This is a genomic window from Chromobacterium haemolyticum (genome assembly GCF_002081825.1).
In the GTDB taxonomy this organism is placed as follows: Bacteria; Pseudomonadota; Gammaproteobacteria; order Burkholderiales; family Chromobacteriaceae; genus Chromobacterium; species Chromobacterium fluminis.
The window spans coordinates 103487-129928 of sequence record NZ_MUKU01000009.1 but is presented as its reverse complement, the minus strand read 5'-3'; the positions used below and the strand labels follow the sequence as shown (position 1 = coordinate 129928).

Below are 26442 nucleotides of genomic sequence, written 5' to 3'. Positions count from 1 at the left end.
AGCATGCAAAACACCACCCGTTTCGCCAGCGGCCGAGACCGCGACCTGGTCTGCCTGGGCCGGCTGGCGGTGGACCTGTACGCGCAGCAACTGGGCGCGCCGCTGGAAGACGCGGCCAGCTTCGCCAAATACCTGGGCGGCTCCTCCGCCAACATCGCTTTCGGCGCGGCCCGGCTGGGTTTGAAATCGGCGATGCTGTCCCGCGTCGGCGACGAACAGATGGGGCGCTTCCTGCTCAACACCCTGCGCGCCGAAGGCTGCGACGTCAGCCAGGTGAAGGTGGACCCGGAGCGGCTGACCGGCCTGACCCTGCTGGGAATTAAGGACCGGGACACTTTTCCCCTGCTGTTCTACCGCGAAAACTGCGCCGACATGGCGCTCAGCGCCGATGACATCGACGAGGGCTTCATCGCAGGCAGCCGGGCTTTGCTGATCACCGGCACCCATTTGTCACGGCCCGGAGTGGAGGCGGCCAGCCGCCGCGCGCTGCAATACGCGCGCCGCCACGACGCGCGCACGGTGTTGGACATCGACTACCGGCCGGTGCTGTGGGGCCTGGCCGGCCGCGGCGACGGCGAAACCCGCTACATCGCCAGCGCCGAGGTCAGCGCCCATTTGCAGAGCCTGCTCTCAGAGTTCGACCTCATCGTCGGCACTGTGGAGGAGTTCCTGATCGCCGGCGGCGAGGCCGAGCTGATGCCGGCCTTGGCCCGAGTGCGCGCGCTGAGCCAGGCGGTGCTGGTGGTCAAGCTGGGGCCCTTGGGTTGCGCGGTGATTCCCGGCGAAGTGCCGGCGCGCATCGAGGACGCCTTCAGCGTGGCCGGCGAGGAAGTGGACGTGATGAATGTATTGGGCGCCGGCGACGCCTTCCTGGCCGGTTTCCTTTCTGTCTGGCTACGCGGCGGCGACTACGCAGAATGCTGCCGCCGCGCCAATGCCTGCGGCGCGCTGGTGGTGTCGCGCCACGGCTGCGCGCCGGCGATGCCGACCCCGGCCGAGCTGGAGCGCTTTCTCGCCGCGCCGACGCGGCGGCCGGGCGAGGACGCGGCCCTGAGCCGGTTGCACCGGGTCAGCGCGGCGCGGCCGCGTTGGGACGAGTTGTGTGTGTTCGCCTTCGACCATCGCAGTCAGTTCTTTGAGCTGGCGCGCGCGGCGGGCGCGGACGAGGCGCGGCTGCCGCGTTTGAAACAGCTGCTGGTGCAAGCGGTGGCCGGCGTGGAGCAGCGCTTGGGTCTGCGCGGGCGGGTGGGGGTGCTGATAGACGAGCGCTACGGTGCCGACGCGCTGTACGCCGCCACCGGCCGCGGTTGGTGGGTGGGCCGGCCGGTGGAGCTGCCAGGGTCCAATCCGCTGGTGTTCGAGCAAGGCCGAGCGATGGCCGGCGCGCTGGCCGCCTGGCCGCGCGAGCACGTGATCAAATGCCTGGCCCAGTACCACCCGGACGATGCGCTGGACAACCGGCTGGAACAGGAAGCGCAGATCCGCGCGCTCTATGACGCCGCCCAGGCCAGCGGACACGAACTGTTGCTGGAAATCATTCCACCCAAGGATTTGCCGCGCGCGGACGACACCGTCTACCGCGCGCTCAAGCGCTTGTACAACCTGGGCATCTATCCGGACTGGTGGAAGCTGGAGCCGCCCGCCGCCGCGCAGTGGCCGGCGCTGGACGCGCTGATCGCCGAGCGCGACCCCTATTGCCGAGGCGTGGTGCTGCTGGGCTTGAACGCGCCCTTGGACGCGCTGCGCCGGGGCTTTGCCGCCGCGCGCGCGAGCCGCAGTTGCCGCGGCTTCATGGTGGGTCGCAGCCTGTTTCAGCGGCCGGCCGAGCGCTGGCTTGCGGGCGAGATCGACGACGCCGGCCTGGTGGCCGAGGCCGGCGCCCGATTCACTGAACTGGTGGCGGTCTGGCGCGAGGAACGCGGCACGGCCGGCCGCGCGCTCAGCGAGGAGGGCGCGCGATGAGCACGATTCGCTTAACCATGGCCCAGGCGCTGGTGCGCTACCTGGCCGCGCAGCGGGTGGAGCTGGACGGCGAGGAGCTGCCGCTGTTCGCCGGGGTGTGGGCCATCTTCGGCCACGGCAACGTCGCCGGCCTGGGCGAGGCGCTGCAGCAGGCCGGCGACAGCCTGCCCACCTGGCGCGCCCACAATGAGCAAGGCATGGCTCATGCGGCCATCGCCTACGCCAAAGCCCATTTCCGCCGCCGGATGATGGCGGTGACCAGCTCCATCGGCCCCGGCGCCACCAACTTGGTCACCGCCGCGGCGCTGGCCCACGTCAACCGGCTGCCGCTGCTGCTCTTGCCCGGCGATGTGTTCGTGTCGCGCGCGCCGGACCCGGTGCTGCAGCAATTGGAAGCGCCGCAGGATGGCACCTTGTCGGTCAACGACTGCCTGCGGCCGGTGTCGCGCTATTTCGACCGCATCGTCCACCCGGCGCAGCTGCTCACGGCATTGCCGCGCGCGCTGGCGGTGCTGACCGACCCGGCGCAGTGCGGGCCGGCCACGCTGGCGCTGCCGCAGGACGTGCAGACCATGGCTTGGGACTATCCGACGGACTGGTTCCGGCCGAGGCGGTGGCGCATCGCCGCGCCGCCGCCGGAAACGGATGCGCTGGAGCGGGCTGCGCGGGCGCTGGCCGCCGCGCGGCGGCCGCTGATCGTGGCCGGCGGCGGCGTGCTCTACAGCGCCGGCGGCGCGGCGGCCTTGCGCGCCTTCGCCGAGCGCCACGGCGCGCCGGTGGCCGAAACCCAGGCCGGCAAGAGCGCCTTGCCCTGGGACCACCCGCTGCAACTGGGCGCAATCGGCGTCACCGGCTCGCCGGCCGCCAACCGGCTGGCGGAACAGGCCGATCTGGTGCTGGCCCTGGGCAGCCGTTTGCAGGATTTCAGCACCGGCTCCGGGCAGTTGTTTCGTCAGGCGCGGCTGCTCAGCGTCAACGTCAACGCGCTGGACGGGATCAAGGCCGACGCCGTGGCTTTGACCGGCGACGCCGCGCTGTGCCTGGACGCGCTGTCGGCGCGGCTGGACGGCTGGCGCGCCGACGCCGGCTGGAGCGCTGAGGCGCGCGCGCTGGCCGAAGACTGGCGCGCGGAGACGGCGCGCGTCACCGGCCAGCGACAGCCTCACGGCCTGCCTTACGACGGCGAGGTGATAGGCGCGGTACAGCGCCACCCCGGCTCCGAGCGCGACGACATCGTGGTCTGCGCCGCCGGCACCCTGCCGGCCGAATTGCACAAGCTGTGGCGCGCGGCGACGCCGGGCGGCTACCACCTGGAATACGGCTATTCCTGCATGGGCTATGAAATCGCCGGAGGTCTGGGCGTGAAGATGGCGCGGCCGGAGCGCGAAGTCATCGTGATGGTGGGCGACGGCAGTTATCTGATGATGAATAGCGAATTGGCGACTTCGGTGATGCTGGACCGCAAGCTGATCGTGGTGCTGCTGGACAATCGCGGCTACGGCTGCATCAACCGCTTGCAGCAAGCCTGCGGCGGCGCGCCGTTCAACAATCTGCTGGACGACTGCCGCCAGGGCCGCCACGGCGCGCCGAGGGTGGACTTTGCTGCTCACGCGCGTGCTTTGGGAGCCGAGGCCGAACATGTGGCCGACATCGCCGGCCTGGAGGCGGCGCTGGTCCGCGCCCGCGCCGCCGAGCGCAGCTATCTGATCGTGATCGACACCGATCCGGCGCGCACCACCGAGGCCGGCGGCTGCTGGTGGGAAGTGGCGGTGCCGGAGGTGTCGGAACGGGCCGAGGTCCGCGCCGCGCGCCAGGCTTACGAAGACCGGCTGCGCCGGCGTCAATACGAATAGCGGGGAACAAGGCAATGCATGCATTCGACGTGAAAATCGGCATCAATCCGATTTCCTGGAGCAATGACGACCTGCCGTCGCTGGGCGGCGAGATTTCGCTGGAGCAGGCGCTGGCCGAAGGCGCGGCCATAGGCTACCGCGGTTTTGAGCTGGGCAATAAATTCCCGCGCCAGCCGGAAGCGCTGGCGGCGGCGCTGGCGCCGCACGGCCTGCAATGCGTGTCCGGCTGGCATTCCGGCAGGCTGGCCGAGCGCGGCGTGGATGAGGAAATCGCCGCGGCGGAGCCGCATGTGCGTTTGCTGGCCGCCAGCGGCTGCCGGGTGATGGTCTACGGCGAAGTGGCCCAGGCGATACAGGGCCAGCCGAGGCCCTTGAGCCAGCGCCCGCGCTTTGGCTCGGAGCGGCAATGGCGCGACTACGGCGAGCGGCTGAACGCCTTCGGCCGCCATCTGCAAAGCCACGGCCTGACGCTGGCCTACCATCACCATATGGGGGCCTACGTCGAAACCCCGGACGATGTGGACGCGCTGATGGCGGTCACCGGCCCGGAAGTGGGCCTGCTGTTCGACAGCGGCCACATCGCCTTCGCCGGCGGCGAACCGCTGGCGGTGCTGCGCCGTCATATCGGCCGCGTGGTTCACGTTCATTGCAAGGACATCCGCCCGCAGGTGGCGCGGCTGGCGCGCAACCGCGGCTGGAGTTTTCTGGAGGCGGTGCTCAACGGCGTGTTCACCGTGCCCGGCGACGGCGTCATCGATTTCGAAGCCCTGCTGCGCACGCTGGCCGAGCACGGCTATCGCGGCTGGCTGGTGGTGGAGGCGGAACAGGACCCGGTGGTGGCGCCCAGCTACCGCTACGCCGAGCTGGGCTTCCGCACCCTGGCCGGGCTGGTGGCCGCCATCCGCGCCGGCGCGTCGGAAAGGAGTTGCGCATGAATCAGCCTGATTTGCGCGTGAGAGCGGCGGCCGGCCGCGTCGCCGCCGATGTGACGCCGGCCTCCGCCGGCTGGCGCCATGTCGGCTTCCGCGCCTTGCGCCTGGCCGACGGCGAGGCCGAGGACTGGCTGCAAGCGGAGCGGGAATGCTGCGTGGTGGTGCTGGCCGGCGTCGTCGACATCGTCGCCGGCGACCAACATTGGCCGGGCGTGGGCGGCCGCGCCGACGTGTTCGACGGGCAAGCGCCGTGGGCGGCTTATATTCCCGCCGGCTGTGCATTGCGCATCGTCGCCCGCGGCGCGGCCGAAGTGGCTTTGTGCTCGGCGCCGGGCCGGCCGCTGATCCGGCCGCCGCGGCTGATCCGGCCGCAGGACATGGCGCAGAGCGTGCGCGGGCAGGGGAGCAACACCCGCTACGTCACCGACATTCTGCCGCAGCAGGCGGAGGCGGACGGCCTACTGGTGGTGGAAGTGCGCACCCCGTCCGGCCATTCGTCCAGCTATCCGCCGCACAAGCACGACCGCGACGCGCTGCCGGCGGAAAGCCAGCTGGAGGAAACCTATTACCACCGGGTGAGCCCGGCGCAGGGCTTCGTGTTCCAGCGCGTCTACACCGACGAGCGCGATCTGGACCAATCCCACGCGGTGGAGGACGGCGACGTGGTGCTGGTGCCGCGCGGCTATCATCCGGTGTGCGTGCCGCACGGCTATGAATCCTACTACCTCAACGTGATGGCCGGGCCGCGCCGCGAATGGCGCTTCCACAACGACCCGGCGCATGAGTGGATGCTGTCCGCCGCGACCTGAGGCGCGGCGGCGGGGCTTGGGTTGGCGCGGGCGGCGGTGTAAACTGCCGCTTTTACGACCGCGCCGGTCTCTTGCCTGGATTCCGCCATGCCCACGCCTCATGCCGCACGCCGCGCCCGCCTGCTGTCCGCCCTGGGCGAGGCCGTCGCGGTGCTGCCCACCGCGCCGGAAGCGGTGCGCAACGCCGATAATTTCTATCCCTATCGCCCGGACAGCCATTTCCTGTACCTGACCGGTTTCGCCGAACCGGAAGCGGTGCTGGTGCTGGACGGCCGCAGCGGCAAGTCCATCCTGTTCTGCCGCGACAAGAATCCGGACATGGAAATCTGGGAAGGCTTCCGCCACGGGCCGCAGGCGGCGGCCGAGGCTTTCGGCTTCGAGGAGGCTTATCCCGTCGCCGAGCTGGACGCGCGGATGCTGGAGCTGCTGTCCGGCTGCGGCCGGCTGTGCTGGAGCCTGGGCCGCGACGCCAAATTCGACGCGCGCGTCAACGGCTGGCTGGACAGCCTGCGCCAGCGCGCCTACCACGGCGCGCCGGCGCCCAGTTGCTACGGCGACGTGCACGCGCTGCTGGACGAGATGCGCTTGATCAAGGACGACAGCGAGATCGCGCTGCTGCGCCGCGCCGGCGAGATTTCCGCCGCCGGTCATGTGCAGGCGATGCGGACCACCCGGCCCGGCCTGCATGAATACCAGATCGAGGCGGAAATCCTGCACGCCTTCGTCAGCCGCGGCGCGCGCCAGCCTTCCTACGAAAGCATCGTCGCCGGCGGCGCCCATGCCTGCACTCTGCATTACTGCGCCAACAACGGCCTGCTGCGCGACGGCGAGATGCTGTTGATCGACGCCGGCTGCGAGCTGGAAGGCTACGCCGGCGACATCACCCGCAGCTTCCCGATCAACGGCCGCTTCAGCGGCCCGCAGCGCGACGTCTATGAAGTGGTGCTGGCGGCGCAGGCGGCGGCCATCGCCGCGCTGGGCCCCAAGGTGCCCTGGAACGCGTCCGGCGACGCCGCGCTGGCGGTGCTGGCTCAGGGCATGCTGGACCTGGGGCTGCTGCAAGGCAGCGTGGACGGGGTGATCGAATCCGGCGCTTACCGCCAGTTCTACATGCACGGCATCGGTCATTTGATCGGCCTGGATGTGCACGACGTGGGCGCGCGCAAGCGCAACGGCCTGTGGCGCGCTTACCAGCCCGGCATGTGCGTGACGGTGGAGCCGGGCTTGTATATCCGCCCGGCGGACGGCGTGCCGGCCGCCTTGCACAATATCGGCGTGCGCATCGAAGACGACGTGCTGATTACCGAGCAGGGCTGCGAGGTCTATACCGGCGGCGTGCCCAAGCAGATTGATCAGATCGAAGCGCTGATGAACGAGAATTGAGTATCCGGAGCCTGTGTCCCGAGGAAACAGGAAGGAAGCAGACATGCAGCAACAGACAAATGAACATGCGGACGTGGTGATCATAGGCGGCGGCCCGGTGGGGGCGCTGGCCGCGCTGCGGCTGGCGCGCGCCGGCCGCGAGGTGACGCTGGTGGAGGCCCGAGGCCGCGACGAGGCGGTGCGCGACGCGCGCGCGCTGGCGCTGTCCTGGCACAGCCGCGAGCTGCTGCGCGAAGCCGGCGCCTGGCCGGAGGATTTGCCGGCGTCCTTGATCGACAGCGTGCACGTGTCGCAGCAAAGCGCTTGCGGCCGCACCCTGTTGCAAGGCGAGGATGTGGGGCTGCCGCACTTGGGCGCGGTGGTGGACTATCCGGCGCTGGTGGCGGCGCTGGGCGGCGCGCTGGAGCGCGCCGGCGTGCGCGTGCTGTGGCGTCACCGGGTGAGGGCGGTCAAGAGCCTCAGTCATTACGCGGTGGTGACGGTGGCGTCCGACGCCGGCGAGAGCGTCTTGACCTGCCGGCTGGCGGTGATGGCCGAGGGCGGCGCGCTGGCGGAAAGCCTGCCCGGCGTCAAGCGCCTGAGCCACGATTACCGCCAGTGCGCGGTGCTGGCCGAGGTGAGCACCGAATTGCCTCCCAAGGGCGTGGCCTACGAGCGCTTCGCCCATGACGGGCCGTTGGCCCTGTTGCCGCACGGCGACGCTTATATGTTGGTGTGGACCCGCAGCGCCGAGGACGCTGCCCGCTTGCAGGCTGCGGACGACGCCGAGGTGGCCGCTGCTTTGCAGCAGGCCTTCGGCGAGCGCCAGGGCCGCATTCTGAGCGTGGGGCCGCGCGCGGCGTTCCCGCTGGCGCTGAAGCAGCTCAACCGCGTGGTCAGCGGCCGGGTGGCGATGATAGGCAACGCCGCGCAAACCATGCACCCGGTGGCGGCGCAGGGCCTGAACCTGGGCCTGCGCGACGCCGCCGGCCTCAGCGCGGCGCTGGCCGGCGCGGCCGATCCCGGCGACGCCGCCGCGCTGGCGGCCTATGCCGCGTTGCGACGGGTGGACAGCCACGCGGTGGTGGGTTTCACCCATGGTTTGATTAAATTATTCGACGGCCATCATCCGGTGGTCAGCGCCATGCGCAGTGTCGGCCTCAGCGCGCTGGACGCGTTGCCGCCGCTGCGGCGCAAGTTCGCCAGCCATTTGGTGTTCGGCGTTTGATGGGAGCGGATGTGAAAGCATGGCAGTACGATGTGATCGTCGTGGGCGGCGGCCTGGTGGGCGCCAGCCTGGCGCTGGCCTTGGACCGCGCGGGCAAGCGAGTGGCCTTGCTCGAAGGGCGGCCGCCTCAGCTAGAGGGGCTGGAGCAGGGCTGGGACGCGCGTATCTACGCGGTGAGCCCGGCCAACCGCCGCTTCCTGGAGAGCCTGGACGCCTGGCCCGGCGCCGAGCGGCTGGGGGCGATTGAAGCGATGGATGTGCGCGGGGACGCCGGCGGCCGCATCCAGTTCGCCGCCAGCGACGCCGGCGAGCACGCGCTGGCCTGGATTGCCGAAAACCGCTGGCTGCTGGCCGCGCTGTGGCGGCGTCTGGCGACGTCCGGCGTCGATTGTCTGCCGGGGCTTAAGCCGCAGGCGCTGAGCGCCGACGCGCTTGGCGCGGAGTTGACGCTGGACGACGGCCGCCGGCTGAGCGCCGCCTTGCTGGTCGGCGCGGACGGCGCCAACTCCTGGGTGCGCGAGCAGGCCGGCCTGGACGCCAGCGTCAAGCCTTACGGCCAGAGCGGGGTGGTGGCCAATTTCGACTGCGAACGCCCGCACGGCGGCGTGGCGCGGCAATGGTTCACCGGCGACAGCATCCTGGCCTGGCTGCCCATGGCCGGGAACCGAATTTCCATGGTGTGGTCAAGCTCTGATCCCGAGCGTTTGCTGCAACTGTCGCCGGAGCAACTGGCGGAGACGGTGGCCGCGGCCGGAGGACGGGCGCTGGGCGCATTGGCGGTTATCACTCCCGCGGCGGCGTTTCCGCTGCGCTTGATCCAGCCGGAGCGGGTGGCGGCGGAGCGGGTGGTGCTGGTGGGCGACGCCGCCCACACCGTGCACCCCTTGGCCGGCCAGGGCGTGAATCTGGGTTTCCAGGACGCGGCGCAATTGGCCGCCTTGCTGGCCGGCGAGCGCGACGCCGGAGACTGGATGTTGCTGCGTCGCTACGAGCGTCAGCGGCGCGAAGCGGTGAAAACCATGCAGTTGGGCTGCGACGGCCTGTTTCAGTTGTTTCAGGCCAAGGTGCCGGGTCTGCCTTGGTTGCGCAATACCGGCTTGAACCTGACCAATTGCCTGAAGCCTTTGAAGCGGCAATTCGCTCGCCAGGCAATTGGTTACTGAACCTTCCCTTGAGGATAAAGATTGATGAAGAAGAACCTGAAGTCCCTGGCGCTGGGTGCCTCCCTGATGATGGCGCTGGCCGCTTGCTCGCAAGCCGCCGGCAGCGGCAACGCCGGCGATGTGAAAAAGGCGTTTGAAGGCCGCTTCCCGGGCAAGCCGGTCAAGGCGGTGACCGCCACGCCGGTGAAAGGCATTTACGAGGTGGTGGTGGACAATAAGCAGGTGGTGTACACCAACGCCGACGCCAGCTATCTCTTCGTCGGCGATCTGATCGACGCGGTGAAGAAGGAAAGCCTGACCGAGAAGAAAATGGCCGAGCTGAACAAAGTGGATTTCAAGTCGCTGCCGTTCGAGTACGCGCTGAAGGAAGTGCGCGGCAAGGGCGAGCGCAAGCTGGCGGTATTCTCCGATCCGGACTGCCCGTTCTGCAAGAAGCTGGAGCGCGAAGGCCTGAAGAATCTGGACAACGTCACCATCTACACCTTCCTCTATCCGCTTAGCCAGCTGCACCCGGACGCGATGCGCAAGTCCAAGCAGATCTGGTGCTCGCCGGACAAAGTGGCGGCCTGGTCCGGCTTCATGCGCGACGGCAAGCCGCTGACCGGCCCGGACAATTGCGACACTCCGCTGGAGAAGATTCAGCAACTGGGCGAGAAGCTGGGCATCACCGGCACGCCGGGCCTGATCTTCGCCAACGGCCAGCTGGTGCCGGGCGCGATCGATGGCGACGATATCGAGAAGCTGCTCAACGCCAAGTGAGCGCATGAAGACATGCGCCGCTAAGCGGGTTTCCACGGCCTGTTCCTGCGTTCTCGCGACGCCGGCTCAGGCCGTTGTCGCGCCTGGCGGGCGGCGATGACGGCGCGGCCGGGCTGGAGCGCGCGCTGGCGCGGCCTGTCCAACGGCGACCGCATCTTGCTGGGCCTGTCGTTTTCGCTGGCCGTGCATGGCCTGGCGATTTTTGCGCCGTGGCCGGTGGGCGGCGCGCGCGGAGAGCCGGCGGGACTGAGCGTGCGTCTGACGGCGGCCAGGCCGCCGCTGCGGCTGGAGCCGGCCGCAGCGCCGCCGGCATGGACCGCGCCGAGGGCGGAGCAGACCCTGCCGGAGGCGGCGTTTGAGGCGGAACCAGAGCCGGCGCCGAGGCCAAGCGCCTCGGCTCCAGCCGCTGAGCTTCCCGCCGCTGCGTCTGCGCCCCTTGCGGAGGCCACGCAGCCGGGGGACGAACTGCCGCAGCGTTTGGGTCTGGACCTGTATTATCCGGCCAGCCAACTGGAGCAACTGGCCGTGCCGCTGCGGCCGATCGAACTGCCTGAACTGGCCGATTTGACGGGGGGGGCGATCCGGATCGAATTGCGCGTCTATATCAATGAGCGGGGCGAAGTGGATGCGGTGCAATGGGTCAGCGCCCAGCCGGCCGGCAGCGAACAGCCCTTGCTCGAGCGTTTTCGTCAGGCGGGGTTTTCGCCGGCGCGCAAGGATGGCATCGCGGTGAAGAGCTATAAACGTATTTTGATCGAGTCCGAACCTGGCGACGGAGCGGCTTCGACGCCGCAGCCCGGACAGCGCTGACGGTGTGGGCCTGCGGGCTGACCGCAGCGCGGGTTCGTGGTAAATTCCGCTCTCCGGCACTGGCTGCCGGCGGCTAACATCTCCAATCAGGGGCGCACCAACGTCCCGGTCTTCAACAAAGGAATTCCCATGTCTGATCTGCAGACTCTGTTCACCCAGGCCCAGGCCGATGTCAAGACCCTGTCCGAGCGTCCGGACAACCAGACTCTGTTGCAACTGTACGCGCTGTTCAAACAGGCTACCGAAGGCGACGCCGCCGGCGAACGCCCGGGCATGATGGACTTCATCAACCGCGCCAAGTTCGACGCCTGGGAAAAGCTGAAGGGCAAGGGCAGCGACGAGGCGAAGCAGGAATACGTGGACGTGGTGAAGCGTCTGCTGGAAGAGTAAGAACCTGTTTACGATCTGCTGCGCGTCGGCGATACGGCGTTGAAAACCGGCTCAAAATGCTCATGTACCACCTGTACATTCCGCTTTTTCGCTCGTTTTCGCCTTGTCTCGCCTTAGCTCGCGAGATCGTAAACAGGCGCTAAGCCGGCCGCGGCCGACCCCTGCCGCTGAAACGGAGCGCCCGCGGGCAGCGCCGTTTTCGGCGGCGAACCGGCACCAGACTAGCGTGCCGTTTTTTTAGAACCTGTTCACTATCTGCTGCGCTGCGGCGATACGGCGTTAAAAACCAGCTCAAAATGCTCATGTACCACGTGTACATTCCGCTTTTTCGCTTGTTTTCGCCTTGTCTCGCTCTTGCTCGCGAGATCGTGAACAGGCTCTTAGAACCTGTTCAAAATCTGCTGAGCGTTGCCGATATGGCGAGCGTGTTTTCGAAACGCTCATGCGCCGTCGGCGCAATCCGCTATTTCCACCGCGGCGTCTTGTCTCGCCTTAGCTCGCGAGATCGTGAACAGGTTCTATAGTTGTCTGACTGTTGATGAGCAGTGCGGCGGTATGGTTTTTCAATCAAGTGAAGCGTTGGCCAAGATGAAGAGAGTCTTTTGCTTGCTGGTTTTCGTCCTGCTGGCGCAAGCGTGCCGGGCGGGCGACGACCCGGTTTTGCTGGTGGTGTCGGGCAAGATCAGTCATTTCACCGATTCGGCGCGCAGCGTGTACGAATTCCGCGAAAGCGCGCTGATGGCCTTGCCTCAAACCTCGCTGGTCACCGCCACCAGCTGGACGCCCAAGGCCACTTTCAGCGGGCCGCTGGTGCGGGACATCCTCAATAAAGTGGGCGCCTACGGCCATCAGGCCCAGTTTGTGGCGCTCAACGACTATACCTATTCCATTCCTATCGGCGAGTTGGTCAAGTACCGCGCCATCCTGGCCCGCCGCTTCAACCAGCAGCCGATGAACGTAGCCCGTTACGGCCCGTTGTGGCTGATGTATCCGCTGGAGCAGATGCCGGATTCGGCCAAGGGGCCGGCCTTGGACGCCAAGCTGATCTGGCAGATTGACGGTCTGGTGGTGAACTGATGAACCAGGACAATCAAGCGTCATCCGGCGTAGAGCCGGGCTGGGCCGGCCGCCTGCGGGGGCTGGTTTCCGGCTGGGGCGGCTGGCCGGAAGGCCGGCGCATGCTATGGGTGGGCCTGCTGGTGCTGATCACCGCCGCCGGCGGCATGTATTACAGCATCAGCCAGCTGGGCAAGGTCAATTCAGTGGCCAACAGCAGCGAGGATTTGTATTGGTCGGTGGCGCAATTCCAGCTGGAAATGGAGCGCGCCAAGTCCGCGCTGGTGGGTTTCCAGGCCGGCCGCATCAAGCAAGACGAGCTGTTGCGGCGCTTGGAAGTGGCCAGCAGCCGTTTTCATGTGTTTTCCGAACCGGCGCCGGTGCGGGTGCAGATGTTGCTGCGCCAGGTGAAGGGTTTCGACACCCTGGTGGTGGATTACCAGCAATTATTCAACGATCCCGCTTTTAGCCATCCTGCGCTGGCCTCGGTGCCGGCGCTGTTGGAGCGCATCGACCTGCTGCGGCCGCAACTGATGGCTTTCGCGGTGGAGGCGAGGGTGGCGGAGGTCAAAAGCCGCACCGAGCGGCTGGAGGATCTGGACCGACAGCGCAGCAATGTGCTGTATCTGCAGTCGGTGTTGTGGGGCGTGATCTGCGCCGTGATTTTGCTGCTGTCGCGCTATAGCTCGGTCAAGCGTCTGGCCAGCGCCAAGCAGGCCTTGCTAGAGAAGGAGCAGTCCGCGCACCAGGCCACGGTGGCGATGGAGCTGGACCGCACCACCTTCCTGGCCACGTTGAGCCACGAGATCCGTTCCCCCTTGCAGTCGATGCAGGTTTGCATCGAATTGCTGGAGCCGGTGGCGGACGGCCAGAAAACCGCGCGCACCGCCTTGCAGCGCTTGAAAACCAGCGTGTCGCATTTATCCGCCCAGGTGCACGACATCATGGACATCAGCGCCATCCGCAATATGAAGCTGCGGATGAATCCGCAACCGATGCCGCTGGCCGAGGTGTTGCAAGCCACCATGGATGTGATGCGGCCCTTGGCCGACGCCAAGGGCCTGGCGCTGAATTACCAGGCCGGGCCGCTGCCGGCGACGGTGCTGCTGGACGAGGTCAGGCTGCGTCAGGTCGTGGGCAATCTGGTGTCCAACGCCATCCGCTACACCGATAGCGGCACGGTCACGGTCAGCGTGTCTTGCCTGCGCGCCACCGGCCATCACGAGCTGGTGCTGCAAGTGCGCGACACCGGGGTGGGCATTCCGCTGGAGTACCAGCAGCGTATTTTTCAGCCTTTCATCCAGGGCAAGCATAGACGCGCCGGCAGCTGCGGGCTGGGCCTGTCCATCGTCAAGGAGCTGGTCAATCTGTTTGGCGGCTGCATAGCGCTGGACAGCGCCGAGGGCAAGGGCGCCTGCTTCACCGTGCGCATACCGGTGCAGGCGGCGGAGACGCCGGGCTCGCAATCGGTGTTGATCGTGGACGACGACGCCGACATTCGCGACACTCTGGCCGAGTTGCTGCAGCGCGACGGCTATCAGGTGGCCACCGCGGAGACGGCGGCCTTGGCGGAACGGGCGCTGGAGCAAGCCGATTTCGACGCCGTGCTGCTGGATATGCATCTGGGCGCGGACAGCGGCTACCAGGTGGCGGAGCGGGCCTGGAACGGCCTGCGCGCCGAGCATACCGCCGTCGTTGGGATGAGCGCTTATCCGGAGGCCTTTGACGATCCGCGCGCGAGCCGCTTCGCCGGCATCCTGGCCAAGCCCTTCGACGCCGGTCAATTGCGGCAGATGTTGACCGTGGTCAGCAAGCGGGCTTGACCCGCGTCGCGCAAAAAAGCCCTGGATGTCCTCCAGGGCTTTTTCAATGCCGCGCCGCGGCGATAGTGAACAGCTGCCTATTCAACATCTCGCGAGCCAAGGCGAGACAAGGCGAAAACGAGCGAAAAAGCGGAATGTACACGTGGTACATGAGCATTTTTGAGCTTGGTTTCAACGCTGTATCGCCGCAGCGCAGTAGCGGAGCAGATCGTAAACAGGTTCTCAGACTTCCAGATCGTGGGCGGCGGTGACCACATTGGTGATCTGCAACGCCAGAATGGAGCCCGGCGTCGGTTTGCCGATGTAGTAGACGCCCTGAATGCGTAAGGCCTGCTGCAGCGCGGATTCGTATTCCTCCGCATGGCCGGTCAGCACGATGATGGGCACGGTGGACGAGCGCTGGCGTATGGTCTCGATGACCTTCATGCAGTCCTCGTCGCCCAGCACCCAGTCCAGCACGAAAGCGTCGAACTCCTCGTGCGGCAGCGCGGCCAGCAGTTCGGACGGGGATTCGTAGGGCAGGGCGAACAGGCCCTGGCGCACCAGCACCGCGGCCAGGATGTCGGCGTCCATATCGTCCAGCACCGCCACCAGCAAGCGCTTGTTGTTGGCGCGCTTGGGCGGCTGTACCGCCAGATAGGTGACTTCGTGGCCGTTGATGCAGCGGTCGTGGCTGCCCGGATACACGTGCCAGCTGTCGCCCTGACGACGCGCCAGCAAGAGCGGCGAGATGGAATCGTCCTGCACCACGTCGCCCAGCTGTATCCAGCAATGGGCTTCCTCGGTGTGGTCGGTCAGGTGGAGGATGGCCGGGATCAGGTCGGCGTCCGGCACCCGCACCGGCCGGCGGTTGTCCTGCGACACCAGCAGTTCGGACGTGGGCAGGCCCAGGTATTGCGCCAGCTTCTCCAATTGACCCAGCTGCCACTGGCTGCTGCCGTTGAGCTTGCGGTAGGTTTGCGACGCGCTCAGGCCCAGCACTTCTTCGATCAGGCTGACCTGTTGAGACTCCGCCAGACCGCGCTGCTCCAGATGGGTGCGGATATTGGCGTTGATGATTTCCGTGGTTGGCTTGTTCTGTGTCATTTGCATGTCTTTGGAGTAGGGCGACTATCGGGTCGTTCTGGTCCGCAGCTTGCCGCCGGCGCGGGCGGAGGGCTGCTGTCTTTGTTCATTATCGGCGGCGGCGAGCGGAAGGCGGATGGCCTTCCGGGCAGGGGCGGGCACGTCGACGCTTTACTTTAGGTTTTAGCCGATATTAGTCAGATTTTGCAAAATTTGCGAAAAGTTTTCGCCGAAAATGCAAAAAAGGCTTTCATTTTAAAATTAGGCATACAGATTGAAACCTGTTCCTTGGTACAGATCCGGGCTGGATTATGCCTCTGCCTTAGCGGGTCATGTCCGAATCTCAGCCGCTAGAGGATTGATTATTTGGGGATGTTTAAGAAATGAAGGCGACGGCGGGCGCAGGAGTGGGGGTGTTGTAATTTCGCATATCATGCGAAGGGCGTGCGGGCGCGACGACGCGCGCCCGCGGCGCCCCGCGGGATTGGGGGCGGCGGATCAGCCCAGAGTGCCGGTCAAGCTGACTTCGCGGGTCTCCGGCACTTCGTTGTAGGACAGCACGTGCAGGCCTGGCGCGAACAAGCGCGCGTAGCGCGCCAGCAGCGGGCGGATCTGCGGCATCACCAGCAGGATGGGCGCGTGGCCCAGTTGCTTCATCTGGTCGCGCACCACCGGCATATTGGCCTGCAGCTGCTGCAGCACATTGGGGTCGATGGGGAAGCTGTCCAGCTGCGGCTTGCCGGTTTGCTGCGCTTGGCTCAAAGCGCCCAGCAGCAGGTTTTCCAGGTCAGCGGACAGGTTGAAGGCCTTCATCTCGCCGCGCGGGCCCAGGATGGACTGCACGATCTGGCGCTTCAGCGCGCAACGCACTTCAGCCGCCAGCATGATGGGATCCTTGCTGCTTTCGCTGGCGTCCAGCAGGGCGTTGGCGATGGGGGCGATGTCTTTCAGCGACACATTGTCGGTCAGCAGTTGGCGGTAGGCCTTGAGCTGCAAGGGCGCCGGCAGCGCCTGGTTCAGCGCGGAGGCGAGCTTGGGCGCCAGCGCGGACAGCCGTTCGTTGATGGCGGCCACGTCGTCGTGGCGGAACAACTCGGACAAATGCTCGCGCATCACTTTATTCAGATGGGTGGCCACCACGCTGGCGCAGTCCACGACTTGGTAGCCCAGGCCCAGCGCCTTGCTCTTGTCGTCCGGCAGAATCCAGGTCACCGGCATGGCGTAGGCCGGGTCCACGCCGGGCATGCCGTCCACTTCGCCGTACAGTTCCGGCGAGGGGATGGCCATCAGCCGGTCGGCGTAGACCTCGCCTTCGGCCACGGTGTTGCCGCTGAGCAGGATGGCGTACTGCGAGGGCTTGAGGCGCAGATCGTCGCGCAGATTCACTTGCGGCATCAGCACGCCCATGCTCTCGCTCAGGCTTTGGCGCACGCCGCGCACGCGCTTGGCCAGCGGCGCGCCCTGGCTCTTGTCCAGCAGCGACACCAGTTTGTAGCCCAGGTTGACGCCCAGGGCGTCCACATAGGGCAGGGCGCCCCATTCCAGTTCGATGTCGGCGTCGCCGGCCAGCGCGCTTTTCGCCAGCGCCGGGTCCGGCTGGTTCGGCAGCACTTGCTGTCGTTGGTGCAGCCGCCAGGCGACGAAGCCCAGCAGCAGCGCGAAGCCGAGGAAGGTGGGCCAGGGCATGCCGGGGATGGCGGCCAGCACCAGCATCATGCCGGCGGCGCTCATCAGCACGGTGGGGGAGGCCAGCATCTGCTTGCTCACCTGTTCCTGCATGTCGCCGTCGTCGCTGATGCGGGTGACGATGATGGCGGCGGCGGAGGACAGCAGCAGTGCCGGGATCTGCGCCACCAGGCCGTCGCCTATGGTCATCAGCGCGTATTGGCGGAAGGCGTCGCCGGCGGACAGGCCGTGCATCAGCGCGCCGATGGCCACGCCGCCGAACAGATTGATGATCAGGATCAGGATGCCGGCGATGGCGTCGCCGCGCACGAACTTGGAGGCGCCGTCCATCGCGCCGTAGAAGTCGGCCTCGGTGGCGATGTCGCGGCGGCGCTGCTGTGCTTGCTCCTGGTTGATCAGGCCGGCGTTGAGGTCGGCGTCGATGGCCATCTGCTTGCCGGGCAGCGCGTCCAGAGTGAAGCGGGCGGAGACTTCCGAGATCCGTTCCGCGCCCTTGGTCACCACCATGAAGTTGATGATCATCAGGATGACGAACACCACCATGCCGACAACGAAATTGCCGCCTATCACCACCTGGCCGAAGGCCTCGATCACCCGGCCGGCGGCGTGAGTGCCCTCATGGCCGTGCAGCAGCACCACTCGGGTGGAGGCCACGTTCAGCGACAGCCTGAGCAGGGTGGTGGCCAGGATGATGGTGGGGAAGGCGGAGAAGTCCAGCGGCCGCTTGGCGGAGACGCTGACCAGGATGACGATGATGGCTAGCACGATGTTGAAGGTGAACAGCATGTCCAGCGCCATCGGCGGCAGCGGCAGCATCACCATGGCCAGTATGGCCAGCAAAAACAGCGGGGCGGCGATCTTGTGGCGGCCGATGTCGGCCAGCAGTCGGGTGAAAGCGTTCATGGTGCGGTTCTGGGATCGGCCATGTCGCGCGGGATCGGCAAATCGTCCGGCAGCCGCGGCTGGCTGCGGCGCGATCCGTTGCGGAAGGCCTTGAGTTGCATGACATAGGTCAGGACTTGCGCCACCGCTCGGTACAGCGGCGCGGGAATTTGCTGGTTGACCTGGGTGGTGTGGTAGACGGCGCGCGCCAGCGGCGGCAGCGGCACGATGTCCACCTGATGCTCCTGGGCCACCTGACGGATGTAGAGCGCCATCTCGTCCAGGCCCTTGGCGATGATGAAGGGCGCTTCGGCGCGCTCCTCATCGTATTTCAACGCCACCGCGTAGTGCTCCGGGTTGACGATGACCACGTCGGCGGTGGGCACGGCCTTGCGCACGCCGCGCTGGGCCATCTGCATCTGGATTTGGCGAATGCGCTGTTTGATCTCCGGCCGGCCCTCGGTGCTTTTGTACTCTTCCTTGATCTCCTGCTTGCTCATTTTCTGCTGCTTCATGAACAGCAGGATTTGCAGCGGCAGGTCGATCAGCGCGAACAGCATGAAGACCGCGGTCAGCGTCAGCAGGGCGTTGATCAGCAGCTCGGCGCTGCCGGCCAGCGCGGTGGCGAAGGGCGCGCCCTGCAAGGCGAAGAAATCCTCCAGCGCGCTCTGGCTCAGCCGGTACAGCACCCAGCCCAGCAACAGCGCCTTGGCGATGGATTTGCCGATTTCGCTGGCGTGCCGCGCCGAGGCGATGCGGCCGAAGTGGGCCAGCGGGTTGAAGCGCTCCAGCTTGGGTTGCAGATGGTTGAAGCTGAAGACCCAGCCGCCGGGGTAGAGCGAAACCACGATCATGCACAGTGGAATCACCGCCAGCGGCAGCACCATCTTGACCAGCAGCAACAAGGTGCCGGCAAACAGCTTGGACCAGCTGTTGTCCAGCGCGCCGTTACCGGAGAGCGGGGCGAAGGCCAGCGCGAACAGTTGGCGGAACTCATCCAGCCACTGCGGCATCAGCCAGAAAGCCAGTTTCAGCGCCAGCAGCAGGCCCAGCGCGGCGGCCAGATCGCGCGAGCGCGGCACCTGGCCTTGCTGGCGCGCCTGCCGCAGCTTGTGCGGTGTGGCCTTTTCGGTTTTATCGCCGCCGCGCCCCTCAGCCATGGCCGGCTCTCAGCATGCCGCCCAGCAGGCGCAGCATCTGTTCGTTCAGGTTCAGGTATTGCTGCGGGATGAAGCGCGCCACCAGGCCCAGCGTGCCCAGGCCGAACAGAGTAATCAGAGGGAAGCCCAGCGAGAACAGGTTCAGCGACGGCGCCACCCGGTTGATCATGCCCACGCCGGCCTGCACCACGAAGGTGGCGAACACCGCCGGCAGCGCCAACAGCATGGCGGCGGACAGCACCCAGGCCACGCCGCCGGCCAGCATGGACAGCGAGGCGGCCGGCACGCCGCCGCCCACCGGCCAGGCCTGGAAGCTGGCGTAAACCACCTGGATCAGCAGCAAATGGCCGTCCAGCGCGAAGAAGATCATGGCGCCCAGCAGGTAGAGCAGGCTGGACACCACGTCGGAGGAGTTGCCGTTGCCGGGGTCGTTCATCACCGCCATGGACAGCGCCATCTGCGAGGACACCAGGAAGCCGAGCACGGCCAGCACCGCCAGCACCAGTTGGAAGGCGAGGCCGAAGACGAGGCCAATCACCGCCTGCTCGATGCTGGCGGCGACGCCGGCCAGCGAGAACAGGTCCAGCTTGGGCAGCGGCAGGGTGGCCGGCAGCGTGGCGGCGGACAGCGCCAGCGCCAGGCCGATGCGCACCCGCACCGGCACCATGCCCTCGCCGATGAAGGGCGCGACGCTGAAGGCGGCCATCAGCCGGCAAAACGGCCACCAGAAGGCCGGGATCAAGTCCAGCAGTTGGGCGTAGAGGCCGGTCACGGCTATCCGACCAAACTGGCGGCGCGCTGGAACATCGCCACGCAGAAATCCATCAGGAAGCCGGTGATCCAGTGGCCGGCGATGGCGATGGTCAGCAGGGTCACCAGCAGCCGCGGCAGGAAGGACAGCGTCTGTTCGTTGATCTGGGTGGCGGCCTGAATCAGGCTGACGATGACGCCGACGATCAGGCTGGGCAGGATCAGCAGCACCACCAGGGTGACGACGACGCGCAGGCTGTCGTTGACGATGTCGACGGCGATGTCGGGAGTCAGCATGGCAAGTCCATTCTCAAAAGCGCGCTCAATAAGCCTGTATCGAGGTGACCAGGGTGTTCACCGTCAGCGACCAGCCGTCCACCAGCACGAACAGCAGCAGCTTGAGCGGCAGCGAAATCACCAGCGGCGACAGCATCATCATGCCCATCGCCATCAGCACGCTGGACACCACCAGGTCTATCACCAGGAAGGGGATGAACAGCATGCAGCCGATCTGGAACGCGGTTTTCAATTCCGACAGCACGAAGGCCGCGAGCTTGACCGCGAAGGCGTGGTCCTGCGGATTGCTGATCTTTTCCTCGCCGGACAGCCTGGCGATCTGCGCCAGCGCGGTTTTGCTGGTTTGCGCCAGCATGAAGCGGCTGATGGGCCTCTGCGCGATCTCCAGCGCCTGCTGCATGGTGATCTTGTCCTGATCGAAGGGCTGCAAGGCCTGGTTCCACACCTCCAGCCCCACCGGCCGCATCACCAGCAGGGTCAGGATCAAGGACACGCCGGTGACGATGCGGTTGGGCAGGCCCTGTTGCAGGCCTAGCGCCTGGCGCAGCAGCGAGAGCACGATGATGAAGCGGGTGAAGCTGGTCATCATCAGCACCAGCACGGGCAAGAGCCCGAGCAGGGTCATCAGGATCAGGATCTGGGTCTTGATGGTGAAGTCCACCGGCGTGCCGCCGGCGTTGGCCGACAGCAGTTTCAGCGGTTCTGCCTGACAGGCGGCGGCCAGCGCCCACAGCCCGGCAGCGAGCAGGCTGGGGTGGAGGGACCTCGAAAAACCTGCTGCGCGGTCCGATAGCGGCGTTGCTCCGTGCTCGCTCCCTCGCTGTACGGTTTGTACTATCTCGGTCGCTGCGCGCGGTGCGCCTTGCTCTCGAACCGCTCGCGACGGTTTTTCGAGGTCCCTCAATTTCTTCAAGGCTTCCATCAGGTCAGGCTGTCCAGTTCCAGATCGTTCAGCTCCACCACCCGCAGGCCGTAGTTCTCGCCGGCCACCACCACCTCGCCGCGGCCGATCACCGTACCGTTGACCTTGATGTCCAGCGGTTCGCCGGCCAGCTTGTCCAACTCCACCACCGAACCGTTCTCGATATTGACCAGATCGGCCAGCGAGATGTCGGCGCCGCCCACTTCCAGCGTCAGCCGGACCGGGATCTTGCGCAGGAACTGGGTCATGTCGCGTTGCGGCCGCCGCGCCGCGGCGTCGTCAGCCGGCTTGGCGTCCGCGTCGTTTTGCCCGTCCAGGCCGTCCAGCACGCCGCCCAGATCGAAATCGTCGTTCAAGTCCATGCTCATCCTTGCTTGTTCTGTGTGTGTAGAGTTATTCGCTGACGACAAAAGCGGTCAGGCACAGCTTGCCGTGCTGTTCGGCCACTTCGGCGTCGAACAGCCGCGAAGCGCCGACCATCACTTCGCTCCTGGCGTGCAGCTTCACCGGCAGCACGCTGCCGGGGCGCAGGTCCATGATGTCGCCCAGCGCCATTTCGCGGTCCAGCAAGCGCGCCTGCAACCGCACCCGCAGCCGGTCGCGGAAGGTCTCTGCCGGCGCGGCCTGGGCGTCGGCGCTGTCGCGGCGGCCGGACAGGTTTTTCAGCAGGCGTTCGAAGCAGGCGGCGTCCAATTGCAGGCGCAGCGCGCCGACCGCGTGATCGCCGTCGCCGATGTCCAGGCGGATCTCCCAGACGCCGGTGCCGGGCGGCACGAAGGGCAGCAGCGCGCAGTCGGCCGGGCCGGGCGGCAGGCCGCCGGCCTGGCGGTCCAAGCGCAACACGCATTGCAATAGCCGGGGCAGCAAGCGCTCCGCCAGGCTGCGCGCCAAGCGGCGCTCGGTCTCGGTTTCCGCCGGTGCGCCGGCGCCGGCGTCCGGCTGCGTCGCCGGCGCGCCGAAGCGGTAATCCAGCAAGCGCAGCAACAGCGGCCGTTCGATATGACTGCCCAGCTGGCAGCCGTCCAGCGCGTGCCACAGCCAGCGGCGCTCGTCGGCGGCCGGCTGCGTCTGTTCCAAGGCCCGGATGTGGAAACGCGCGTGGTAGCGGCGGTTCAGTTCTTGCTGCAGGAAATCCGCCAGCTCTTCTTGCAGGGCTTTGCCGAAGACAGGCAGCAGATGGAACGGTCGTCCCAGCGTGCGCAGGTCGAGAGCCGGCAATTGGGCGCCGTCATGCTGCGAAATGATTCTGGCTCTTGGCATCTCGATTCTCGGTGAAGGCGTGGACTTGGCGCCGCCGGCGCGCCCGGCCGGCGCGCGCGGGCGACGGAAGGGGCGCGGCGCTTAAACCGCGGCGGCCTGGTGTTCATCAAGGCCGGCCCGCCCTCTGCGGCGCTGGATGCGAACTGTACTAGAAGGTACTAAATTCGCGGCTCGCGGGCGGAGGCAAACGGCAGGCTAAACCTTATGGAGTGTGCATCTTACTGGCTGCCGCCGCTGGGTAAAGGGGGAAAATTCACGTCACACTTTGTGAAAATTCACGGCTGTTGGTTTAAGCATAAAGTTTAAAATCGCCGCTCGTATCCTGGCGTCAGGATGATGGCATGGTTACAAGTCCTCATCTCGGGGCTGCCGCTTCGATACGCTCGCCGCCGCAGGGTGGCGGGCCGCAGACGTGAAACCGGCCTTGATTGGCCACTCAATAATAACGGGCTCCGCCCGACAAGGATTTCCGATGGCGACCAACCTGGGTTTGATGATTCATGCCGACCGCAAGCAGATGCTCGGCGAAATGGCCGGGATGGCGCGCAGCGCGCCGATTGCGCCGCCGCAGCACAGCGAAGAGCCGGCCACCACAGCCAGCTTCACCGACGCCATGGGCGCGGCCATCCGCGATGTGGACGCGCAGAACCGCGCGGCTTCCGAAAAAATGGTCGACGTGGACAGCGGCAAAAGCGACGACCTGGTCGGCGCCATGCTGATGAGCCAGGAAGCCAGCCTGTCGTTCTCCATGCTGATGCAAGTGCGCAATAAGGTGGTGGGCGCCGTGGACGACTTGATCAAGATGCAGCTGTAAGCCGCGAGGACCATGCCCGTGTTGAATCGTTTTCGCAGCGGCGTCGCGGCCGTGCAAACCCGTCTGGGCGGCCCTTGGCCCGTTTCCGGACATTCCCTGCGCCTGGCGCTTCCCATCGTCGCGCTGGCCATAGGTGTCACCGTGATGATCAGCCTGTGGCTGTGGCGCGACGACGCCAGCTACAAGCCGGTGTTCGGCGCCCAGGAAAAAGTGGTGGCCGCCGACATGATGGCGGTGCTGGACGCCGAAAAAATCCCCTATCGCCTCCATCCGCAAACCGGCCAGGTGCTGGTGCCGGACAGCCAGCTGGGCCGCGTGCGCATGCAGCTGGCGGCCAAGGGCGTGGTGGCGCAGCTGCCGTCCGGCCTGGAGCTGTTGGACAAGAACGACCCGCTGGGCGTTAGCCAGTTCGTGCAGGACGTGCGTTTCCGCCGCGGCCTGGAAGGCGAGCTGGTGCAAAGCATTCTGGCGCTGGAGCCGGTGTCCGCCGCGCGCGTGCATCTGTCGCTGCCGCGCGCCACGTCCTTCGTCGGCGCGGCCAACGACAAGGGCTCCGCCTCGGTGGTGGTGACCCTTAAGCCCGGTCAGCAACTGAACAACGAACAAGTGGCCGCGGTGATCAAGCTGGTGGCCGGCAGCGTGTCCACGCTGTCGCCGTCCCAGGTCACCCTGGTGGACCAGGCCGGCAATCTGCTGTCCTCCCGCGTGGACTTGAGCGACGACGGTATGCTGGGCGGCAATGAGAGCGACGCCGCGCGCCGCTTCCGCGAGGAAGCGCTGCAAAACGTCCGCGACCTGCTGACCCCGGTGCTGGGCAAGGACAATTTCAAGGTGAGCGTCACCGCCGACGTGGACAACGACCGCGTGGAGGAAACCCGCGAGAAATACGGCGAAGCGCCCAAAGTCACCAACGAGGCCTCCCGCGAGGAAACCTCCACCGAGAAAATGGCTTTGGGCGTGCCCGGTTCGCTGAGCAACCGCCCGGTCAACACCGACGCCTCCGGTTCCGCCTCGGAAAAAGCCGGCAACAGCAAGAACGCCGTCACCCGCCAATACGCTTACGACCGCAGCGTCACCCAGATCAAGAAGGCGCGCGGCACGCTGCGCCGCCTGAGCGTGGCCGTGGTGCTGAACCAGGCCGCCGCGCCGGCCAAGGGCGGCTGGAAGCCGGCTGAACTGGCCAATGTGGACAAGGTGCTGCGCAACGGCCTGGGCATCCACGCCGAGCGCGGCGACACCCTGGCGGTGTCCACGCTCAACTTCTCCGCGCTGTCCGAGCCGGAGCCGATCTGGATGCAGCAAGACACCTGGTTCGAAGCCGCGCGCTGGGCCGTCTACGCCTTCGGCCTGCTGCTGGCCTACCTGTTGCTGGCGCGTCCGCTGCTGAAGATGCTGCGCCAGCTGACCGACCGCCAACTGCGCGAATATCAGCAGCCGGAAGCGCTGGAACTGAAACCCGATCCGCTGATGGACGGCGCCGACCTGCGCGCCGCGCGCCAGGCTCAGCTGTCCTCCGCGCCGCAACCGGCGGCCTTGGCCGCCGCGGCCGGCGCCGGCGCCAGCCCGGTGGTGCCGCTGCTGGAAAACTACGATCTGCCGCCGGCTGGCTCCAGCGTCGATGTGCTGGTAGACCACCTGAAGGGCCTGGCCGCCAAAGAACCGGAACGCGTCGCCGAAGTCGTCAAACAATGGGTGCAGAAAAATGGACGAAACCAATAACGCCGTAGCGCCGGCCTTGCCGCCGGCCGCCGCCGCGCCCGCCGCAGAAGCGATGAACACCATCGAGCAGGCCGCCGTGCTGCTGTTGTGCATGGGCGAAGAGCCCGCCGCCGCCGTGCTGCGCTGTCTGAGCCGCGAAGAACTGTTGCAAGTGACCCAGGCGATGTCCGGCATGAGCGGCATCAAGGTGGACGCGGTCAAGACCACGATTCAGAAATTCTTCGACGAATACCGCGAGCAGAGCGGGGTGCATGGCGCCAGCCGCGCCTTCCTCAAGCGCTCGCTGGACCTGGCGCTGGGCAGCGACATCGCCAACAGCGTGCTGGACACCATCTACGGCGACGCCATCCGTCCCAAGATGGCGCGGCTGCAATGGGTGTCGCCGCAATGGCTGGCGGACCGCATCGCCGGCGAGCACGTGCGCATGCAGGCGGTCTTCCTCGCCTTCCTGCCGCCGGCCTTGGCCGGCCTGGTGGTGGACGCGTTGCCGGCGGACAGCCGCGACAGCGTGCTGGTCAACGTGGCCCGGCTCAAGGACGTGGACCGCGAACTCTTGGAAGAACTGGAAGAACTGGTCAATCGCTGTCTGGAAAGCCTGCACACCCAGAGCACCGCGGTGGAAGGCATGCAGCAGACCGCCGACATCCTCAACCGCCTGCCGGGCGACCGCCAGCGCATGATGGAACTGCTGCGCGCCCACGATCCGGACATCGTCGAGGAAATCGAAACCCGCATGTACGACTTCTTCATCCTGTCGCGCCAGACCGAAGCCGTGCTGATGCGCATCAGCGAAGACATTCCGCTGGAGCAATGGGCCATCGCGCTCAAGGGCGCGGAGCCGGCGGTGCGCGAAGCCATCGTCCAGACCATGCCGCGCCGTCAGGCGCAGAACTTCGACGGCATGATGCGCCGCTCCGGCCCGGTGCCGCTGAGCCGCGTGGAAGAAGTGCGCGCCGACATCATGGCCCAGGTCAAACAGTTGGCTCAGGCCGGTGAAATCGACCTGCAGCTATTCCCCGAGGAAGTGGTCGAGTGAAGGCCTGGCGCCCCTTCCGTTTCCCGCCGCTGATCCACAGCGCGCTGGACCTGCCGCTGGACGCGCAGGACTCCGCCCAGATCCAGGCCTCCGCCGCCGACGGCTTCCGCCAGGGCATGGACGCCGGTTACAACGAAGGCCTGGCCAGCGGGGAAGCCGCCGGCCGCGAAGCCGGCTACGCGGCGGGCTTGGAACAGGGCCGCCAGGAAGGGCAGGCGGCGGCGCGCCGCGAAGCCCTGGCCGAGCTGGCCGACCTGGGCCGGCCGCTGGAGGCCGCGCTGACCGAGCTGCGCCGCGTCAGCGAGGAATACCAGGCGGCGATGCGCGACGAGGTGGTGGAACTGGTGGCCAAAGTGGCGCGCCAGGTCATCCGTTGCGAGCTGGCGCTCAAGCCGGTGCAGATCCTGGACCTGGTGGACGAAACCCTGGCCGCGCTGCCGCCGGGCCAATATCAGCAGGACGAGGTGGAAGTCCTGCTCAACGCCGAGGAATGCCAGCGCATCCGCGAACTGGCGCCGGAGCGCGCCGCGCGCTGGCGCTTGGTGGCCGACGCGCAGCTGCCGCACGGCGAATGCCGGATCCGCACGCCGGAGTCCGAGGCCGACGCCGGTTGTCAGCAGCGGCTGGAAGCTTGCATCGCCACGGTGCGCGAACAACTGCAACACGACGCCGACGAGCCGGCGGCGGCCGAGGCGGAGGCTTAA

General features: G+C 66.8%; 24 protein-coding genes. 16 read left to right on the top strand and 8 right to left on the bottom strand.

What is annotated here, in order from left to right; all coding sequences use genetic code 11:
* Positions 1–3 precede the first annotated feature (3 nt).
* The 12 genes from B0T39_RS08990 (at position 4) to B0T39_RS08935 (ending at position 14147) form a co-directional block, all read left to right on the top strand.
* Positions 4–1962, top strand: a complete 1959-nt coding sequence (locus B0T39_RS08990; RefSeq protein ID WP_081545839.1) for a bifunctional 5-dehydro-2-deoxygluconokinase/5-dehydro-2-deoxyphosphogluconate aldolase — start codon at positions 4–6, stop codon at positions 1960–1962.
* A complete protein-coding gene (gene iolD / locus B0T39_RS08985) occupies positions 1959–3815 on the top strand; it encodes a 3D-(3,5/4)-trihydroxycyclohexane-1,2-dione acylhydrolase (decyclizing) (protein WP_081545837.1) in 1857 nt (618 codons plus the stop codon). Before B0T39_RS08990 ends, iolD begins: the two co-directional genes overlap by 4 nt.
* A 14-nt stretch (positions 3816–3829) precedes the next feature.
* On the top strand, positions 3830–4750 hold the full coding sequence (gene iolE / locus B0T39_RS08980; protein WP_081545835.1) for a myo-inosose-2 dehydratase: 921 nt from the start codon (positions 3830–3832) through the stop codon (positions 4748–4750).
* Entirely contained in the window at positions 4747–5556 is an 810-nt protein-coding gene (iolB, locus tag B0T39_RS08975; RefSeq protein WP_081545833.1) for a 5-deoxy-glucuronate isomerase, read from the top strand. The genes iolE and iolB overlap by 4 nt, the downstream gene beginning before the upstream one ends.
* Before the next feature lie 87 nt (positions 5557–5643).
* On the top strand, positions 5644–6939 hold the full coding sequence (locus B0T39_RS08970) for an aminopeptidase P N-terminal domain-containing protein (protein ID WP_081545831.1): 1296 nt from the start codon (positions 5644–5646) through the stop codon (positions 6937–6939).
* Between the two features lie 43 nt (positions 6940–6982).
* Positions 6983–8146, top strand: a complete 1164-nt coding sequence (locus B0T39_RS08965) for an FAD-dependent oxidoreductase (protein ID WP_081545829.1) — start codon at positions 6983–6985, stop codon at positions 8144–8146.
* 11 nt (positions 8147–8157) lie between these two features.
* A complete protein-coding gene (locus B0T39_RS08960) occupies positions 8158–9309 on the top strand; it encodes a UbiH/UbiF family hydroxylase (protein ID WP_254894523.1) in 1152 nt (383 codons plus the stop codon).
* Positions 9310–9333: 24 nt separating this feature from the next.
* A complete protein-coding gene (locus tag B0T39_RS08955) occupies positions 9334–10068 on the top strand; it encodes a DsbC family protein (RefSeq protein WP_019103618.1) in 735 nt (244 codons plus the stop codon).
* 96 nt (positions 10069–10164) lie between these two features.
* On the top strand, positions 10165–10878 hold the full coding sequence (locus B0T39_RS08950) for a hypothetical protein (protein ID WP_081545825.1): 714 nt from the start codon (positions 10165–10167) through the stop codon (positions 10876–10878).
* 129 nt (positions 10879–11007) lie between these two features.
* Positions 11008–11268: an acyl-CoA-binding protein gene (locus B0T39_RS08945; RefSeq protein WP_019101840.1), complete on the top strand. Its 261-nt coding sequence runs from the start codon at positions 11008–11010 to the stop codon at positions 11266–11268.
* A 606-nt stretch (positions 11269–11874) separates the two neighbouring features.
* The gene (locus B0T39_RS08940) at positions 11875–12345 is read left to right on the top strand and encodes a molybdopterin-dependent oxidoreductase (protein WP_166452767.1); all 471 of its coding nucleotides are present in this window, start codon (positions 11875–11877) and stop codon (positions 12343–12345) included.
* Positions 12345–14147, top strand: coding sequence for an ATP-binding response regulator (locus B0T39_RS08935; RefSeq protein ID WP_081545821.1), 1803 nt, complete (start codon positions 12345–12347; stop codon positions 14145–14147). The genes B0T39_RS08940 and B0T39_RS08935 overlap by 1 nt, the downstream gene beginning before the upstream one ends.
* 222 nt (positions 14148–14369) lie before the next feature.
* On the opposite strand, the gene B0T39_RS08930 is transcribed toward B0T39_RS08935, so the two are convergent.
* The 8 genes from B0T39_RS08930 to B0T39_RS08895 form a co-directional block, all read right to left on the bottom strand.
* Positions 14370–15233 (bottom strand): helix-turn-helix domain-containing protein, encoded by an 864-nt coding sequence (locus tag B0T39_RS08930; RefSeq protein ID WP_019101843.1) that lies wholly within the window; start codon positions 15231–15233, stop codon positions 14370–14372.
* 477 nt (positions 15234–15710) lie between these two features.
* Positions 15711–17801 (bottom strand): flagellar biosynthesis protein FlhA, encoded by a 2091-nt coding sequence (locus B0T39_RS08925; protein ID WP_081545817.1) that lies wholly within the window; start codon positions 17799–17801, stop codon positions 15711–15713.
* Positions 17798–18940, bottom strand: a complete 1143-nt coding sequence (gene flhB / locus B0T39_RS08920) for a flagellar type III secretion system protein FlhB (protein WP_081545815.1) — start codon at positions 18938–18940, stop codon at positions 17798–17800. Before flhB ends, B0T39_RS08925 begins: the two co-directional genes overlap by 4 nt.
* Positions 18933–19712 (bottom strand): flagellar biosynthetic protein FliR, encoded by a 780-nt coding sequence (gene fliR, locus B0T39_RS08915; RefSeq protein ID WP_081545813.1) that lies wholly within the window; start codon positions 19710–19712, stop codon positions 18933–18935. The genes flhB and fliR overlap by 8 nt, the downstream gene beginning before the upstream one ends.
* A 2-nt stretch (positions 19713–19714) precedes the next feature.
* Positions 19715–19987 (bottom strand): flagellar biosynthesis protein FliQ, encoded by a 273-nt coding sequence (gene fliQ / locus B0T39_RS08910; protein WP_081545811.1) that lies wholly within the window; start codon positions 19985–19987, stop codon positions 19715–19717.
* A 25-nt stretch (positions 19988–20012) separates the two neighbouring features.
* Positions 20013–20891: a flagellar type III secretion system pore protein FliP gene (gene fliP, locus B0T39_RS08905; protein ID WP_254894522.1), complete on the bottom strand. Its 879-nt coding sequence runs from the start codon at positions 20889–20891 to the stop codon at positions 20013–20015.
* Positions 20892–20908: 17 nt separating this feature from the next.
* Entirely contained in the window at positions 20909–21271 is a 363-nt protein-coding gene (gene fliN / locus B0T39_RS08900; protein ID WP_081545807.1) for a flagellar motor switch protein FliN, read from the bottom strand.
* 31 nt (positions 21272–21302) lie between these two features.
* Positions 21303–22169: a FliM/FliN family flagellar motor switch protein gene (locus tag B0T39_RS08895; RefSeq protein ID WP_141111143.1), complete on the bottom strand. Its 867-nt coding sequence runs from the start codon at positions 22167–22169 to the stop codon at positions 21303–21305.
* Between the two features lie 472 nt (positions 22170–22641).
* Between B0T39_RS08895 and B0T39_RS08890 the strand changes: the two genes are divergently transcribed.
* From B0T39_RS08890 to fliH, 4 genes are read left to right on the top strand one after another with little or no spacing between them, the layout of a single operon-like run.
* Positions 22642–22983, top strand: a complete 342-nt coding sequence (locus tag B0T39_RS08890; protein ID WP_081545803.1) for a flagellar hook-basal body complex protein FliE — start codon at positions 22642–22644, stop codon at positions 22981–22983.
* Between the two features lie 18 nt (positions 22984–23001).
* Positions 23002–24702, top strand: a complete 1701-nt coding sequence (gene fliF, locus B0T39_RS08885; RefSeq protein ID WP_254894521.1) for a flagellar basal-body MS-ring/collar protein FliF — start codon at positions 23002–23004, stop codon at positions 24700–24702.
* Positions 24686–25738: a flagellar motor switch protein FliG gene (locus tag B0T39_RS08880; protein ID WP_081545799.1), complete on the top strand. Its 1053-nt coding sequence runs from the start codon at positions 24686–24688 to the stop codon at positions 25736–25738. Before fliF ends, B0T39_RS08880 begins: the two co-directional genes overlap by 17 nt.
* On the top strand, positions 25735–26442 hold the full coding sequence (gene fliH, locus B0T39_RS08875; RefSeq protein WP_081545797.1) for a flagellar assembly protein FliH: 708 nt from the start codon (positions 25735–25737) through the stop codon (positions 26440–26442). The genes B0T39_RS08880 and fliH overlap by 4 nt, the downstream gene beginning before the upstream one ends.

Excerpts from the sequence above, each read along its gene's own strand:
- B0T39_RS08955 (WP_019103618.1), top strand. The coding sequence starts at position 9,334 with ATGAAGAAGAACCTGAAGTCCCTGGCGCTGGGTGCCTCCCTGATGATG.
- B0T39_RS08880 (WP_081545799.1), top strand. The coding sequence starts at position 24,686 with ATGGACGAAACCAATAACGCCGTAGCGCCGGCCTTGCCGCCGGCCGCC.
- iolD (WP_081545837.1), top strand. The coding sequence starts at position 1,959 with ATGAGCACGATTCGCTTAACCATGGCCCAGGCGCTGGTGCGCTACCTG.
- B0T39_RS08925 (WP_081545817.1), bottom strand. The coding sequence starts at position 17,801 with ATGAACGCTTTCACCCGACTGCTGGCCGACATCGGCCGCCACAAGATC.
- B0T39_RS08965 (WP_081545829.1), top strand. The coding sequence starts at position 6,983 with ATGCAGCAACAGACAAATGAACATGCGGACGTGGTGATCATAGGCGGC.
- iolB (WP_081545833.1), top strand. The coding sequence starts at position 4,747 with ATGAATCAGCCTGATTTGCGCGTGAGAGCGGCGGCCGGCCGCGTCGCC.
- B0T39_RS08945 (WP_019101840.1), top strand. The coding sequence starts at position 11,008 with ATGTCTGATCTGCAGACTCTGTTCACCCAGGCCCAGGCCGATGTCAAG.
- B0T39_RS08970 (WP_081545831.1), top strand. The coding sequence starts at position 5,644 with ATGCCCACGCCTCATGCCGCACGCCGCGCCCGCCTGCTGTCCGCCCTG.
- flhB (WP_081545815.1), bottom strand. The coding sequence starts at position 18,940 with ATGGCTGAGGGGCGCGGCGGCGATAAAACCGAAAAGGCCACACCGCAC.
- B0T39_RS08930 (WP_019101843.1), bottom strand. The coding sequence starts at position 15,233 with ATGACACAGAACAAGCCAACCACGGAAATCATCAACGCCAATATCCGC.
- fliN (WP_081545807.1), bottom strand. The coding sequence starts at position 21,271 with ATGGACTTGAACGACGATTTCGATCTGGGCGGCGTGCTGGACGGCCTG.
- B0T39_RS08990 (WP_081545839.1), top strand. The coding sequence starts at position 4 with ATGCAAAACACCACCCGTTTCGCCAGCGGCCGAGACCGCGACCTGGTC.
- fliQ (WP_081545811.1), bottom strand. The coding sequence starts at position 19,987 with ATGCTGACTCCCGACATCGCCGTCGACATCGTCAACGACAGCCTGCGC.
- iolE (WP_081545835.1), top strand. The coding sequence starts at position 3,830 with ATGCATGCATTCGACGTGAAAATCGGCATCAATCCGATTTCCTGGAGC.
- B0T39_RS08950 (WP_081545825.1), top strand. The coding sequence starts at position 10,165 with ATGACGGCGCGGCCGGGCTGGAGCGCGCGCTGGCGCGGCCTGTCCAAC.
- B0T39_RS08890 (WP_081545803.1), top strand. The coding sequence starts at position 22,642 with ATGGCGACCAACCTGGGTTTGATGATTCATGCCGACCGCAAGCAGATG.
- B0T39_RS08935 (WP_081545821.1), top strand. The coding sequence starts at position 12,345 with ATGAACCAGGACAATCAAGCGTCATCCGGCGTAGAGCCGGGCTGGGCC.
- B0T39_RS08895 (WP_141111143.1), bottom strand. The coding sequence starts at position 22,169 with ATGCCAAGAGCCAGAATCATTTCGCAGCATGACGGCGCCCAATTGCCG.